Raw genomic sequence first — 15,014 nt, forward strand, 5'->3', positions numbered from 1 at the left:
AGCGGGGGCCACCCGCTCACACGCCACACCCAGGAGCCACCGGACACACACGGGCCGTCCGTAGGGGCATGGACGGGTTCTGGACGATTTCCGCCCCGTGCACCTCGGATCCGACGCCATGTTCACGAAACGAACACGTCAACCACACGCGACCTGACGACACTTGCACCGGTCACGCCGGTGCGCGTCCGGAGACGCTTTTGCGCCACACCTCGCCGGACCCAGAAAACCATGCTGGTCGATTCGAACTGCCGTACATAGGATGATCGTCGCGCTCGGCGGAGCTGACCACTCGGCCGCACAGCGCTTCACCAGGCGACCGGGGGGACATCGTCGCCACAGGCGGAGAGACGTACCGGCAGGCCTGATGCCGACGGTTCGCCAGGCGATTCTCCTCGGCTGCTCCGACGGCCCCCGTGCGCCTTCCGTTGCGACGAGGGGACGTTTCGTGCGCCCGAGACCAGGGCCTTTCCTGCCCATATCCCGATTCCTGCCCAGATCCGGCCGACCACGGCTGCTGACGGCCGTCGCCACATCCGCCGCGGTCGCGGCCGTACTGGCCGGCGTGGCCGTGCAGCCCGGAGTGCCGGACCGACGCACCGGCACGGAGGCGGCCTCCCCGGCGGGCGGCTCCTCCGACTGGTCGGACGACACGGCGGCCGAACAACTGCGGCAGGACCAGTGCCTGATGGCGGAGGTCCTGCGCCTGGGCGGGCCGACCATGGCCACCGTCGCGCAGGACGGGCTCAACCAGCCGCCGGACAAGCTGCACACGCTGGCCAACCGGGCGCACTGGAAAGACACCCCACTGGCCGTGGCGTACGAGCGGGACAAGGACGTGGCTTGGAGGGAACTCGAAGTCGTCAACGGCCTTCGGGACGAGTGGTCGAAGCCTCTTCACGGCCTGGAGACTCCGGGCGGGTTCACGGTCGCGGCGTTCCACTCGCCTCCCGGAGGCCCGGGCGATGAAGAGAAGGACTTCCACAGCCAGACGGGCCTGACCGAGTGGATCGCTGACAGGTTCTGGAAGACCGAGTCCGACTTCTACGAGGACCCCACACCCAGGGCCGACGAGAAGACCCTGAAGGCTGTCACCGACCTGGGGACTCCGCTCTACGGAGAAGAGACCCACGACCCGGACCTGCCCTCGGATGAGTGGCAGCGGCAGTACCGGGAGGGGCGGGCGTTCGAAGGGCTGCTCGACACCTTCGGCGGCAAGGGCGCCGATGACGCCCGGCTCTTTCTTGCCTCCGGTGGCTTTCCGCGCACCGCTCCCGAGCCCGGTACGGCCGAGTACCGGATCGCGGTCGAGGACCTGAAGAGCCGGTACGCGTCATGTGCCTGGCGGGATCCGATCGACCCGAACAAGGCTCTGGGCGGCATCACCGAGACCGCCACGTCGGAGTGGCAGCAGGAGATCGCCTCACAGGCGGTCCAGCGCAACCAGATCCTGAAGTCCGGCAAGGAGGCCACCAGCGCTCTCGCCGGCGGTGCGAAGGCGCTGGGGAACCTGCTGGGGCACTCGTGGGTCGCCGACCATCTGGTCCGTTGGCAGGACTACTGGGCTCCCGGCGGTGCGGGCTGGATCGGTGACTCCCCTGCCGTCATCCAGGTGGAGGCGGCCAAGGGCAAGTGCCTGGACGCGGAAGGCGGAAAGACCGCCTCCGGCACCCCGGTGCAGATCTACACCTGCAACAACTCCTCCGGGCAGCAGTGGCAGCTGGGCACTGCTTCCCCTGACACCTACTCCCTCGTCAACTACAAGTCCGGCAAGTGCCTGGACGTCGAGAACAGCAACCCCGCCAACGGCACGAAGATCCAGATCTGGACGTGCAACGACAGCAAGGCGCAGGAGTGGGCACTCGACGTCCGCGCCGCCGGTGAGCTGCGCAACGTCGCCACGGACAAGTGCCTGGACCTGAACAAGTTCGAGAACAGCCACAACGCCTGGCTGTGGGGGTGCAACGGCACCAACCCGCAGAAGTTCCGGGTCGTACCCAAGGGCCATGCCGGCGCGGACACCCAGTTCTACCCGGACAAGGCGCAGTTCGACCAGGCCAAGAAGGGCGTCACGGCGGCGCAGACGCAGGCGAAGAAGCAGCTGGAGGTTCTCAAGGCCCAGTTGGCCGCGGCGAAGAAGGCGGCCGCCGCGACCGACGTCGCGCAGAAGGCCGCGTACGGCGTCGCCGACGAGGCGGGCGCACCGCGGGGACGTGGGCTGCTGGTGGGTCAGCAGAAGGCGCAGGTCACCAAGGGCGCGACAGCGGCCCTGGAAGCGCTGGTGAAGGCCGGCGAAACCGCCGAGGCGGCCACCCGCGCCTCCGCCGGCGACAGCGCGACCATCGCGCAGCGCGCGCTGGCGCAGGCGGCGCAGTCGAAGGCCGAGTTCCGCAAGGCCGCCGCAGCGATGGCCGAGTCCCAGGCGAAGGCCGCAGCGGACGCGGCGAAGGTGCACCGCGACAACGCCAAGAAGGACAAGGAGACCGCGGAGGCCAAGCTCGCCGACGCGGTGAAGGCCGAGGGACAGGCCAAGGCGGCCGCCGCCGAGGCCCACGCCAAGCGCCTGGCCGCCGAGGCCGAGGAGAAGACGGCCGAGGCGGAGAAGAAGACGGCCGCCGCCAAACAGGCCGAGGCCGCCCAGCACAAGAAGAACGCCGAATCCGAAGCCACCAAGGCCAAGGACGCCAAGGACAAGGCAGAGGCGGCCGAGGGCACGGCGGTCGAGAAGAAGAACGCGGCGGTCAAGGCCCGCGACAAGGCCCGCGACCTGCGCGACGACGCGTGGGACGCCGAGCAGAAGGCCGACGCGGCCCGCGCCAAGGCCGACGCGAAGGAGGCGTACGCCCAGGCGCACGAGTCCGACAGCAACGCCCAGGAGGCCCGGGCGGCGGCCGACGCGGCCGACAAGCACGCCACGGATGCCGAGACGGCTGCCGGCAAGGCCCGCTCCGAAGCCGATGCCGCGACCAAGTCGGCGGCGGACGCCGATGCGGCGGCCACCCGGGCGGAGGCGGCGGCCAAACGCTCCCGCGCCCACGCCGATGCCGCGCAGGCCGCCAAGCTGAAGTCCGACGCCGCGGTGAAGACCGCGACGAGCGCCGCCGCCGACGCCATCAAGGCCTCGCAGCACGCCTCCGCCGAGGCCAAGACGGCCGTGGAGATGGCCGACGAGGCGGAGAAGCAGGCCAAGACGGCCAAGTCCCAGGCGGACCAGGCGAACAAGGAAGCCGGCAAGGCCCTGGCCGCCTCGGCGAAGGCCGCGGGCTTCGCGCACGTCACCGCCCAGGCCGCCGTCGACGCCGGAAAGGCCGCCGCGCAGGTCGCCAAGCCGGCCAACGACGCGATCCAGCTCGGCTCCCCCTACGTCGACAAGGACTCGGCCGCCGGCCTGGTGGTCCTCACTGGCCAGGCGTCGAAGTCGATCGCCGAACGCCAGCAGGCCGTCGCCGACGCCCACGCCAAGAACGCGGCGGCGGAGGCATCGGCGGCCAAGAACCTCGCCGACCAGGCACAGGGCGACGCGAAGGCCGCCTACCAGCACGCGGCCAACGCGGCCGGGCACGCAGCCACCGCGCGCACCTACGCCAAGGAGGCCCTCGGCTACGCCGCGGAGGCCGCCAAGGCCGCATCCAAGGCAGCCGCGTCCCTGGCCCGCACCGTCGAGTACAACCGCAAGGCCACCGAGGACGCCGAAGCCGCCGACAAGGCAGCCGGCCGCGCCGAGAACCACGCCAAGGAAGCCCGCGACTCGGCGGACCAGGCGGCCCTCGACGCCGAAGCCGCCCGCACGGCCGCCTCGGAGGCCGAACAGGCCGCCAAGGACGCCCGAGCAGCAGCCGACCGCGCCGACACGGCAGCCACCGAAGCCGAAGAAGCCGCCAAGGACGCGGAGCAGTACGCCAAGGAGGCTCAGGAGGCGGCTCGGCGAGCCGAGACCAAGAACCGCAATGACGAGATCCAGACCGGGGCCGGTGGCATCGATGGTGTCTTCTTCAAGACACGGGTCGAACCCGTCGGTGATCCGGACATCCTGAACAAGGAAAACTGCAATGTCATCGTCCACGTCGGTGACTGCGTCATCACCGCCAACATCACCGCCAAGACGATCGTCGATGTCTACCTGTGCACGGCGACGAATATCCCGGACGTACAGTCCGGATGCCCTGCTTCCGAAACCCTGTTCCTAGACACCGTCGAGCTGAAGCCTCAGCCCAAAAAGGTCACCTACACGATCTCGCAGGAAGAGTTCAACGACGCTGTCGCAAAGGGATTCGTCAAGGCCCTCACCGAGAACTTCACCGGTTGCTGGGACAGGATCACCACAGGCAGCGGCGGCACACTGGGCAACTGCGGGTGGGCACTTTTCGACATCGGCACCATCGTCTTGGGCAGCTACGCCATCAAGGCCATCAAGGATGGTGTGACTGCTCTCGATGCCGCCTTGAGAACCGGCATCGCCATCGAGGATGCCTGGAAGGCTCTGCGCACCGCCGGCCTTACCCAAGCCGCCATCGAGGGGGTGACGTCGAAGCTCCTGCTGACCAGGTGCTTCCCCGCCGGCACGAAGGTGGCGACGGAACACGGTCCCAAGGCCATCGAGGACATCGAGGTCGGTGACCGGGTCTGGTCGCAGGACCAGGTCACGGGCAAGAAGTCCCTGCGGCCGGTGCTCAACCTCTTCCGCCACACCGTCGACTCGCTGGTCCGGATCGAAACGGCCGACGGCCAGGTCGAAGCAACCGAATCGCACCGCTTCTGGGTGAAGGAACGCGGCTGGGTCGAGGCTGGCGAGCTGCGCGCCGGAGACTCCCTGGAGGCGCGGGACGGCGGCGTCACGCGCGTCCTTGGCACCACGGCGGTCAGGGGGCCCGTCGAGGTCTTCAACTTCGAGGTCTCGCAAAGCCACACGTACTACGTGTACACGGGCTCGACGCCTGTCCTGGTACACAACGAGTGCCTTGAGGGGATCGTCAAGGAACTCGTCAAGGACGGCGACCACATCGTTCTGGGGATCAATCCGTACTCCGATACGCTGGCCAGAGGCACCCTGGGGGGTACCGGCGGCCTGAGCGGCGCGGCGGCACGGACGTTCAACCACAGGCTGCTCGGCCGGTCGGCTCCGAACAGCGACGGTCGGCCCATCTGGATGGTCGGAGTGGAGAAGGCGCTGGACAATCCGTCGGTGAAGCTGAGCGTTTCACTGGACGGCGTCCCGGACGCGAAGACCGCGGCGGAAGCCCTGAGCAAGCTTGTCGAACGCGGGAAGCCCTTGGTGGGCGGCGACTGGCAGACGGTGGCCAAGGTCGGGAGCAACAACGGCACAGCATGGGAAGTGGCGACGCTGCGTCTCAAAGTGATACTCGGCCGCCGAGACTTCGACGCCATCGACTGGTACTTCACCAAGCCCGGTGACAAGGCGCCGAGCCTCGTCAAGGACATGCCGAAACCGGACTGGGCCCAGTGACCTGAAGACCCCGAGAACAGGAAGAACAGAGAGAATGCCGGATTTCGTACGTGAGGGGCGCCTGTTCCGAGTGGTCAGTTTCGCGGCGTCGCACAGGCAGCTGTTGCTGCGTAGCGACGCCACCGCCGTCGACGGAACGGACACCCGGGTCGAGGTCTACTTCGGCCATGTGGACCTCATGCTCCTCAAGCCCATCTACCCCAAGGGGATCCATGTCCGGCCGGCGTCGGAGGCGGAGTTCGCGGTGCTGAAGGAGCGGCATGACCTCCAAGCGGGGGATGCGGGCTTCACCTGGATGATCGAGCCGGACGGAGACAGCTTCGTCCTATCGGCCAACCCCTCGTGGCGCGAGGCGGCCCTCGCGTTCGAGGACCCGTCTCTGTTCGACTTCGGCCAGCCCTGGCCTCCGGACTTCCCCGTGGAGTACGGCAGCGTCGGCTGACACGAGTGAAGTGCTGAGGGCGCCCCCTGCACAGGGGGCGCCCTCACTGCCGTGTACGCACCTGGAGCCCCCGACAGCGCCGACCCGGTCGCGTGCACCGTCGCGTGAACCCGTGCCCGGGTGACGCACCCCACCCCCCACCCCGTTCAAACAGCGTTAACAATGGACTGTGATCTCTCCGGTCTCCCCGATGCCCCGGAGCGCCCACCGGCCCCGTCCGGAGGCGACTCCCTACGTCGATCTCACCCGAGCCGAGTGGAGCGCGCTGCGTGACAAGACGCCGCTGCCGCTCACGGCCGAGGAGGTCGAGAAGCTGCGCGGTCTCGGCGATGTCATCGACCTCGACGAGGTCCGGGACATCTACCTGCCGCTGTCCCGGCTCCTCAACCTGTACGTCGGCGCCACGGACGGCCTGAGGGGGGCGCTGAACACGTTCCTCGGCGAGAAGGGCTCCCAGGCGGGCACCCCGTTCGTCATAGGAGTCGCCGGATCGGTCGCCGTCGGCAAGTCCACCGTCGCCCGCCTGCTCCAGGCCCTGCTCTCCCGCTGGCCCGAGCACCCGCGCGTCGAGCTGGTCACCACCGACGGCTTCCTGCTCCCCACCGCGGAGCTCCAGGCCCGCGGCCTGATGTCCCGCAAGGGCTTCCCCGAGTCCTACGACCGCCGCGCCCTGACCCGGTTCGTCGCCGACATCAAGGCCGGCAAGGACGAGGTCACCGCCCCCGTCTACTCCCACCTGATCTACGACATCGTCCCCGACGAGCGCCTCACCGTGCGCCGCCCGGACATCCTGATCGTCGAGGGCCTGAACGTCCTCCAGCCCGCCCTGCCCGGCAAGGACGGCCGCACCCGGGTCGGCCTCGCCGACTACTTCGACTTCAGTGTGTACGTCGACGCCCGCGTCGAGGACATCGAGCACTGGTACCTCGACCGCTTCCGCAAGCTGCGCGCGACGGCGTTCCAGAACCCGTCCTCCTACTTCCGCAAGTACACGCAGGTCTCGGAGGAGGAGGCCCTCGACTACGCCCGGACCATGTGGCACACGATCAACCGGCCCAACCTGGTGGAGAACATCGCCCCCACCCGCGGCCGTGCCACTCTCGTCCTGCGCAAGGGCCCGGACCACAAGGTGCAGCGGCTCAGTCTGCGCAAGCTGTGATCCTCCGGGGAAGGTGGGTTCCATGGGAGCCATGCTTCATCTGCGCCTGATCGCGCCGTCCGACCGGACCGACGAGGTACTGCGACTGGTCGAGGGGACGGTCGGCACCGCCCACCTCGTCGTCCTGCCCGGCGCCGCCCGCGACCCCGCCGGAGACGTCGTGATGTGCGACGTCGCGCGGGAGGCGGGCGACGAGCTGCTCGCCGCGCTGCGGGAGCTGGACATCGACAGCAGCGGTTCGATCGCCGTCGAGTCGATCGACCTGTCGCTGTCCGAGCGCGCCGACCGGGCGGAGGCCGACGCGCCCGGCGAGGGCGCGGACGCCGTGCTGTGGGAGCAGCTGACGGAGGCCACCCACGAGGAGTCGACGCTCTCCGCCACCTACCTGGCCTTCATCACGCTCGCCACGATGATCGCGGCCTGCGGTGTGGTCCTGGACAACGCGATCCTGATCGTCGGCGCGATGGCGGTCGGCCCGGAGTTCGGGCCCCTCGCCGGCATCAGCACGGCGATCGTCCGCCGCCGGCCGCGCCTCGCCCTGCGCTCACTGATCGCGCTGCTGGTCGGTTTCGTGGTGGCGATGGCCGTGACGGTCGGCTTCAGCCTGTTCATGGACGCCGTGGGCCTGTTCACCGAGGCCCGGCTGGATGCGGAACGCCCCAACACCGGCTTCATCTACGCCCCCGACTGGTTCTCCTTCGTCGTGGCGGTCCTGGCCGGGATCGCCGGCACGCTGTCGCTGACCTCGGCGAAGTCGGGCGCCCTGGTGGGTGTGGCCATCTCGGTGACCACGATCCCGGCGGCGGCGAACGCGGCGGTGGCCCTGAGCTACGGCGACACGACCCAGACCCGGGGCTCCTCGGAGCAGCTCCTGCTGAACCTGCTGGGCATCATCGTCGCCGGCACGCTCACCCTTCTGATCCAGAAGGGCCTGTGGTCCAAGCAGAAGAAGACCACGCCCTGAGCGGCGACGCCCTTCCAGGGGCGCGGGGAACTGCGCGACGAGCCACGACGAACCGCGAGCCCGCCGCCGACGACAACCCCCACCCCGAACCCGCTCGCAAAAACGGGGGCGGCGACTACCCCAGCGCCGACTTCACGGCATCGGCCAGCCGCCCCGCCACGGACCGGGCCTGCTCGATGTCGGCGGCCTCGACCATCACCCGCACCAGGGGCTCCGTCCCCGACGGACGCAGCAGCACCCGCCCGGTCGACCCCAGCTCCCGCTCCGCGTCCGAGACGGCGGCCGACAGCTCCGCGGAGCTCTTCACCCGGGACCTGTCCACGTCCGGCACGTTGATCAGCACCTGCGGCAGCCGCTCCATGACGGAGGCCAGCTCCCGCAGCGGGCGCCCGCTGCCGGCGACCCGGGCCGCCAGCAGCAGCCCGGTCAGCGTGCCGTCACCGGTCGTCGCGTGGTCGAGGACGATCACGTGCCCGGACTGCTCACCGCCGAGGGCGAACCCGTGCTCCTTCATCTCCTCCAGCACGTACCGGTCGCCGACGGCCGTCTGCACCAGCCGGATGCCCTCGCGCTCCATGGCCAGCTTGAAGCCCAGGTTGGACATGACCGTCGCCACGACGGTCTCGGAGCGCAGCGCGGACCGCTCCCGCATCGCCAGCGCGAGCACGGCGAGGATCTGGTCCCCGTCCACCTCCTCGCCGGTGTGGTCCACGGCGAGGCACCGGTCGGCGTCGCCGTCGTGCGCGATGCCCAGGTCCGCCCCGTGCTTGACGACGGCGGCCTTGAGCTTGTCGAGGTGCGTCGAGCCGCATCCGTCGTTGATGTTGAGGCCGTCCGGCTCGGCCCCGATGGTGACGACCTCGGCGCCGGCCCGCTGGAACGCCTCCGGCGAGACCCGGGCGGCGGCGCCGTGCGCCTCGTCCAGGACGACCTTCAGCCCGTCGAGACGGTTCGGCAGGACACCCAGGAGGTGCTCGACGTAACGGTCGAAGCCCTCGTCGTAGTCGCGCACCCGGCCCACGCCGGCGCCGGTCGGCCGGTCCCAGGGCGCGCCGGTGCGGTGCTCCTCGTAGACGGACTCGATCCGGTCCTCCAGCTCGTCGGCGAGCTTGTGCCCGCCACGGGCGAAGAACTTGATGCCGTTGTCGGGCATGGCGTTGTGGCTCGCGGAGAGCATCACCCCGAGGTCGGCGCCGAGCTCCCCGGTCAGGAACGCCACGGCGGGCGTCGGCAGCACACCGACGCGCAGGACGTCCAGACCGGCGCTGGCGAGACCCGCGACCACGGCGGCCTCCAGGAACTCCCCGGACGCGCGCGGGTCACGCCCGACGACAGCGGTGGGCCGGTGCCCCTCGAACGTGCCCGCCTCGGCCAGTACGTGCGCCGCGGCCACGGACAGGCCCAGGGCCATCTCCGCCGTCAGATCCGCGTTGGCGACACCGCGCACGCCGTCCGTGCCGAAGAGTCGTCCCACAGTGGTGTCCTCCGTATTGCTGAAGAGAATGCGGCTCACATTCCCGCGTACCTTCCCTGAGACTGTCCGGGACCGGTAGGGGTTGTGTAAACGAACCGCCCCGGCAGCACAACCGTGCCGCCGGGGCGATCGAGGCGAAGCCAGTCGCGAGGACGGGCGTCGCGTTTAGCGCTTGCTGTACTGCGGAGCCTTGCGGGCCTTCTTCAGACCGGCCTTCTTGCGCTCGACCGCACGGTCGTCGCGGCGGAGGAAGCCGGCCTTCTTCAGCGGGCCGCGGTTGTTGTCGACGTCGGCCTCGTTCAGCGCGCGGGCGACACCGAGACGGAGGGCACCGGCCTGGCCGGAGACACCGCCACCGGCGATGCGGGCGACGACGTCGTAGCGGCCCTCGAGCTCGAGGACCTTGAACGGCTCGTTGACTTCCTGCTGGTGCACCTTGTTCGGGAAGTAGTCCTCGAGGGTGCGACCGTTGATCTTCCACTTGCCGGTGCCCGGGACGATCCGGACGCGGGCGATGGCGTTCTTGCGGCGGCCCAGACCGGCGGCCGGCTGGGGCTCACCGAAACGGGACGCGAGGGACTCGGAGGTGTACTCGCCCTCGACGGGGACGTCCGACTCCGTGGTGTAGCTGTCGATGTCAAGCTCTTCGAGCGGCTGCTCGGCAGTGGTCTCGGCCACGATTCTCCTCAGATTCTCTTCAGTCTTAGGGGGTGGCCGGACTTACTGCGCGACCTGGGTGATCTCGTACGGCTGCGGCTGCTGCGCGCCGTGCGGGTGCTGGTCACCCTTGTAGACCTTCAGCTTCGAGAGCATCTGACGGCCCAGAGTGTTCTTGGGGAGCATGCCCTTGACGGCCTTCTCGATGGCCTTCTCGGGGTTCTTGTCGAGCAGCTCGTCGTAACGGACCGAGCGCAGACCGCCCGGGTAGCCGGAGTGGCGGTACGCCATCTTCTGGGTCCGCTTGTTGCCGGACAGGTGCACCTTGTCGGCGTTGATGATGATGACGAAGTCACCAGCGTCGACGTGCGGCGCGTAGATCGGCTTGTGCTTGCCGCGGAGGAGCGTCGCGGCAGTGGTGGCGAGACGGCCCAGGACAACGTCCTGAGCGTCGATGACGTGCCACTGGCGCGTCACATCGCCGGGCTTGGGGCTGTACGTACGCACGGTTCGTAGCCTTCGCTTCGAGTGAATGGTCCATAACTGGTCACCGAAACGATCACGACAGCCTGGACCGCACTGCGGCGACGCATACCGCGTACGTGGGGTCGCTGGTCATCGGCCCGGTGGACCGGTGTAAGGGCCCGTCCCGTGAGAATGAGCAAGCCAATACACAACGAACAAGCAGAATACCGGTGCACTCCACAAGGGTCAAAACGCGGTCCTCGCCGCGCCTGTGCACCACTCCAGGCGCTCCTCGGAGTGCACACCGCGGCACGGACGGTAACCACCCGTCTCACGCTCCGGCGGCGCACCGGCCGTGCGGACGGGAACACCGGCGGAAGCGGCCGACCGGTTCCCGCGGCGAGACCCCGCCCCGCCGGGGAGCCTCCCCGCGCGGCCGCCGCAGGACTCGCACCGCCCCCACCACCACCGATGTCCGCACCCCCGCGCTGGGCGACGGCCACGCCACCGGGCAGACGGCAGCAGCACGGCCGGCAGCAGCCGCCCCAACCACCCGCAGATGTCGTCTTTGCCCGCGCACACGGCCCAACGCCGGGCGCTACGGGGCCGATCCGGGCGGGCCGGCGCACCCCGTCTCCCGTCTAAGATGCGGCCCATGAGCATTGGGCAGGGGGGACCTCAGTCCCAGTGGGACCCTTGGAAACCGCAGTCGCAGCAGCCCTGGAACAGCGGGGCCGGCCACTCCCCCGACTGGGCGGCGCTCGCCGAGGCCTCCGAGGCCCGCAACAAACGACGCCGCCTGCTGCTGATCGGCGGCGGCGCGCTCGCCACCGTCGCGATCGGCACGGCCGTCGCGGTGGCCGTGGTCTCGGCCAACGGTGACGACCGGGGGAACAACCCGGCCTCCCTGCCCTCGGCGGACATCCCGAGCGGCACGTCCTCGGCGCCGTCGTTCGCCCCGACCAGCGCCCCGCCCCCGCTGGACCCCAAGGACTTCGTCGCCAGCGCCCAGAAGGACAAGGCCCCGCTCAGCCCGGAGACCCTCTTCCCCGGCACCCAGCTGACGATGGGCGACACCGTCTACAAGAAGGGGCCCACCGCCGACACGAGGAACTGCGCCTCGGCCGCGGGCGGCACCCTCCCCAAGGCCCTCACCGCCAACGACTGCACGCGCCTGATACGCGTGACCTACGTCAAGGACGGCATCGCCGTCACGATGGGCGTGGCGGTCTTCGACACCGAGGCGCAGGCGCTCAGGGCCAAGGACCAGGCCGACAAGAAGAGCTTCGTCAAGTCGCTGTCGGGCGGCGGCGTGAAGCGCTTCTGCGAGTCCGCCATCTGCAACACGACGACCAACTCCTACGGCCGCTACGCCTACTTCGCCAACTCGGGCTTCACCAGCGGCAAGGACGTCACCACCAAGGACACCGCGGTCTTCCGCACCAGCGACGACCTGCAGCAGTTCACGTTCAACCAGATCCGCCGCCGCGGCGAGGCCCAGGCCTCGGCCGCGGCGAACGAGTAACGAGGGCTCAGCAGCACCCGGCCGACGGCAACGACCGTCTGCTGCGCGCCTCCTTGCTGCGCGCGGCGAGCAACTCGTCGGCCGGGTAGCCGACTTCCTCCAGCGTCAGGCCGTGCGGCCGGACCACGTGCACGGCCGAGTCGCGCACGCCGGCCGCCAGCACCTTGCCCGGCCAGTCGGCCGGCCGGTGCCCGTCCCCCACGAACAGCAGCGCCCCGATGAGCGAGCGCACCATGTTGTGGCAGAACGCGTCGGCCCGCACGGTCGCGGTGATGATCCCGTCCTCCCCGCGCACCAGGCTCAGTTCCTGGAGGGTGCGGATGGTGGTGGCGCCCTCCCGCTTCTTGCAGTACGCGGCGAAGTCGTGCTCGCCGAGCAGCCCGCGGGCGGCCTCGTTCATGGCGTCCACGTCCAACGGCCAGTCGTGCCACAGCACATGGTTGCGCAGCAGCGGGTCGACGCCACCGGGATTGTCGGTGACCCGGTAGGCGTAGCGCCGCCAGATCGCCGAGAAACGGGCGTCGAACCCGCTGGGCGCCTCCCTGAGGGCCCATACCCGGACGTCCCGGGGCAGCCGCCCGGCGAGCCGCTTGAGCAGCTTCTGGTGGTGCTCGGCCCACACCTCACGCGGCAGATCGACGTGGGCGACCTGCCCGCGCGCGTGCACCCCGGCGTCGGTGCGTCCGGCGACGGTCAGTTCGTAGGTCTCCCGCGACCGCGTCACGGTCCGCAGGGCGTCCTCGATCTCGCCCTGCACGGTCCGCCGCCCCCCGGCCTGCTTGGCCCAACCGGAGAACTCGCTCCCGTCGTACGACAGATCGAGCCGCACCCGGACCCGACCGGCCTCTACTTCGTCACTCACCTATGGATCCTCTCACCGACACGAAGGCGGGCCCGCCCCCTGCAACAGGGAACGGACCCGCCAACCACGCCTCAGGGGCGCGGGACTGCATCGATGTGCGGCTTCGCCGCGTGGGCGCGGCGAGCCACCGCGACCCGCTGCCGCACGCGCACAGCCCCGGCGGACGCTTACGCGTCCTTCGACTCCTCGGCGGCCTCGTCGGCCTTCGCCTCGGTGCTCTCGTCGGACGTGGCCTCGGCGGCCTCGTCCTTCTTGAGCGCGTCTTCCTTGACCGCGCGCTTGGTCGCGGCCTCGGCCTCGCCGGTCGCCTCCTGCGCCACCGTCAGACCCTCGACCAGCTCGATGACGGCCATGGGCGCGTTGTCGCCACGGCGGTTACCGATCTTGGTGATGCGGGTGTAGCCACCCGGACGGTTCTCGTAGCGCGGGCCGATCTCGGTGAAGAGCGTGTGGACGACGCTCTTGTCCGTGATGACCTGGAGCACCTGACGGCGGTTGTGAAGGTCGCCCTTCTTCGCCTTGGTGACCAGACGCTCGGCGTACGGCCGCAGACGGCGGGCCTTCGCCTCGGTGGTGGTGATACGACCGTGCTCGAACAGCGACTTCGCGAGGTTCGCGAGCATCAGCTTCTCGTGCGCGGCGCTGCCGCCCAGACGGGCACCCTTGGTGGGCTTCGGCATGGTGTTTCTCCTAGGTGTCTGCCCCGGCCGTATCAGGTACCGGGGTCAGTATCCGAGCAGGCGGTCGCCTGTCGGAGATCCGGGGCGCCCTTTCAAGCGCCCCGGAGGATCCGCGCCCCGAAGGGGCGCGGGGAACTGCGCGACCAGCCACAGCCGGCCGGCAGCCGAGAACGAACCGTCGAACCCGAGCTCTTAGTACTGCTCGGTCTCGACGAAGCCCGCGTCCGCATCGTCATCGGCGCCGAACGCGTCCGCGGCGGCGGTCGGGTCAAATCCGGGCGGGCTGTCCTTGAGGGCCAGGCCCATGCCGGCCAGCTTGGCCTTGACCTCGTCGATCGACTTCGCACCGAAGTTGCGGATGTCGAGCAGGTCCGCCTCGGACCGCGCCACGAGCTCACCCACGGAGTGGATGCCCTCGCGCTTGAGGCAGTTGTACGACCGAACGGTGAGCTCCAGCTCCTCGATCGGCAGCGCCAGGTCGGCGGCCAGGGCGGCGTCCGTGGGGGACGGGCCCATGTCGATTCCCTCGGCGTCGATGTTCAGCTCGCGGGCGAGGCCGAACAGCTCGACCAGGGTCTTTCCGGCCGACGCCATGGCGTCACGCGGGCGCATGGCCTGCTTGGTCTCGACGTCGACGATCAGCTTGTCGAAGTCGGTCCGCTGCTCGACACGCGTGGCCTCGACCTTGTACGTGACCTTGAGCACCGGCGAGTAGATCGAGTCGACCGGGATGCGGCCGATCTCCTGGCCGACCTGCTTGTTCTGCACGGCGGAGACGTAACCGCGGCCGCGCTCGACCGTCAGCTCCATCTCCAGCTTGCCCTTGCCGTTGAGCGTGGCGAGGACCAGGTCGGGGTTGTGCACCTCGACACCGGCCGGGGGCGCGATGTCGGCGGCGGTGACCAGACCCGGACCCTGCTTGCGCAGGTACATCACGACCGGCTCGTCGTGCTCCGAGGAGACGACCAGCTGCTTGATGTTGAGGATCAGGTCGGTGACGTCCTCCTTGACGCCCGGCACGGTGGTGAACTCGTGCAGCACGCCGTCGATGCGGATGGACGTGACCGCCGCACCCGGGATCGAGGACAGGAGGGTCCGGCGCAGGGAGTTGCCGAGGGTGTAACCGAAGCCCGGCTCCAGCGGCTCGATCACGAACCGGGAGCGGAACTCGTCGACGACCTCTTCGGTCAACGAGGGACGCTGAGCGATCAGCATGTGTGGATCAGATCCTTCTTTCGTGGACGCCCGCTATATGACGTCCGACGGAGACCGCACCGGGAAAAAGCGCGGGTACTGCAAGGGTACGGGCGATACGGCCCTTT

General features: G+C 69.6%; 11 protein-coding genes. 5 read left to right on the top strand and 6 right to left on the bottom strand.

The genetic code is table 11. The features are described from left to right. Nucleotides 1-448 precede the first annotated feature (448 nt). The 4 genes from Q5694_RS12190 (at nucleotide 449) to Q5694_RS12205 (ending at nucleotide 8,029) form a co-directional block, all read left to right on the top strand. Nucleotides 449-5,464, top strand: a complete 5,016-nt coding sequence (locus tag Q5694_RS12190) for an RICIN domain-containing protein (RefSeq protein ID WP_443040857.1) — start codon at nucleotides 449-451, stop codon at nucleotides 5,462-5,464. A 103-nt stretch (nucleotides 5,465-5,567) separates the two neighbouring features. Further along, complete coding sequence (locus Q5694_RS12195; RefSeq protein WP_333932825.1) at nucleotides 5,568-5,906, top strand: hypothetical protein; 339 nt, start codon at nucleotides 5,568-5,570, stop codon at nucleotides 5,904-5,906. 190 nt (nucleotides 5,907-6,096) lie between these two features. Beyond that, the gene (coaA, locus tag Q5694_RS12200; protein ID WP_333932945.1) at nucleotides 6,097-7,065 is read left to right on the top strand and encodes a type I pantothenate kinase; all 969 of its coding nucleotides are present in this window, start codon (nucleotides 6,097-6,099) and stop codon (nucleotides 7,063-7,065) included. Between the two features lie 31 nt (nucleotides 7,066-7,096). Beyond that, nucleotides 7,097-8,029, top strand: a complete 933-nt coding sequence (locus tag Q5694_RS12205; protein WP_333932946.1) for a DUF389 domain-containing protein — start codon at nucleotides 7,097-7,099, stop codon at nucleotides 8,027-8,029. Nucleotides 8,030-8,144: 115 nt separating this feature from the next. Here the strand turns inward: Q5694_RS12205 and glmM are convergent, their stop codons facing one another. The 3 genes from glmM to rplM form a co-directional block, all read right to left on the bottom strand. Next, complete coding sequence (glmM, locus tag Q5694_RS12210) at nucleotides 8,145-9,503, bottom strand: phosphoglucosamine mutase (protein ID WP_333932826.1); 1,359 nt, start codon at nucleotides 9,501-9,503, stop codon at nucleotides 8,145-8,147. Nucleotides 9,504-9,668: 165 nt separating this feature from the next. Continuing rightward, a complete protein-coding gene (rpsI, locus tag Q5694_RS12215; protein WP_181801315.1) occupies nucleotides 9,669-10,181 on the bottom strand; it encodes a 30S ribosomal protein S9 in 513 nt (170 codons plus the stop codon). A 42-nt stretch (nucleotides 10,182-10,223) separates the two neighbouring features. Further along, a complete protein-coding gene (rplM, locus tag Q5694_RS12220) occupies nucleotides 10,224-10,667 on the bottom strand; it encodes a 50S ribosomal protein L13 (protein ID WP_010036634.1) in 444 nt (147 codons plus the stop codon). A gap of 613 nt (nucleotides 10,668-11,280) precedes the next feature. Here rplM and Q5694_RS12225 point away from each other — a divergent pair. After that, the gene (locus tag Q5694_RS12225) at nucleotides 11,281-12,150 is read left to right on the top strand and encodes a hypothetical protein (RefSeq protein ID WP_333932827.1); all 870 of its coding nucleotides are present in this window, start codon (nucleotides 11,281-11,283) and stop codon (nucleotides 12,148-12,150) included. Between the two features lie 7 nt (nucleotides 12,151-12,157). On the opposite strand, the gene truA is transcribed toward Q5694_RS12225, so the two are convergent. The 3 genes from truA to Q5694_RS12240 all read right to left on the bottom strand — a co-directional run bounded on the left by truA (nucleotide 12,158) and on the right by Q5694_RS12240 (nucleotide 14,907). Then, nucleotides 12,158-13,012: a tRNA pseudouridine(38-40) synthase TruA gene (gene truA, locus Q5694_RS12230; protein WP_333932828.1), complete on the bottom strand. Its 855-nt coding sequence runs from the start codon at nucleotides 13,010-13,012 to the stop codon at nucleotides 12,158-12,160. Between the two features lie 167 nt (nucleotides 13,013-13,179). Then, a complete protein-coding gene (gene rplQ / locus Q5694_RS12235) occupies nucleotides 13,180-13,692 on the bottom strand; it encodes a 50S ribosomal protein L17 (RefSeq protein ID WP_333932829.1) in 513 nt (170 codons plus the stop codon). A gap of 192 nt (nucleotides 13,693-13,884) precedes the next feature. Next, on the bottom strand, nucleotides 13,885-14,907 hold the full coding sequence (locus tag Q5694_RS12240) for a DNA-directed RNA polymerase subunit alpha (protein ID WP_003966937.1): 1,023 nt from the start codon (nucleotides 14,905-14,907) through the stop codon (nucleotides 13,885-13,887). Nucleotides 14,908-15,014: the final 107 nt, after the last annotated feature.

Origin of the sequence: Streptomyces sp. AHA2, assembly GCF_036857595.1 — a bacterium.
Taxonomy (GTDB): Bacteria; Actinomycetota; Actinomycetes; order Streptomycetales; family Streptomycetaceae; genus Streptomyces.

Bases quoted from the DNA above. Each gene is read 5' to 3' on its own strand.
- Q5694_RS12225 (WP_333932827.1), top strand. From the start codon at position 11,281: ATGAGCATTGGGCAGGGGGGACCTCAGTCCCAGTGGGACCCTTGGAAA.
- Q5694_RS12205 (WP_333932946.1), top strand. From the start codon at position 7,097: ATGCTTCATCTGCGCCTGATCGCGCCGTCCGACCGGACCGACGAGGTA.
- rplQ (WP_333932829.1), bottom strand. From the start codon at position 13,692: ATGCCGAAGCCCACCAAGGGTGCCCGTCTGGGCGGCAGCGCCGCGCAC.
- coaA (WP_333932945.1), top strand. From the start codon at position 6,097: ATGCCCCGGAGCGCCCACCGGCCCCGTCCGGAGGCGACTCCCTACGTC.
- Q5694_RS12240 (WP_003966937.1), bottom strand. From the start codon at position 14,907: ATGCTGATCGCTCAGCGTCCCTCGTTGACCGAAGAGGTCGTCGACGAG.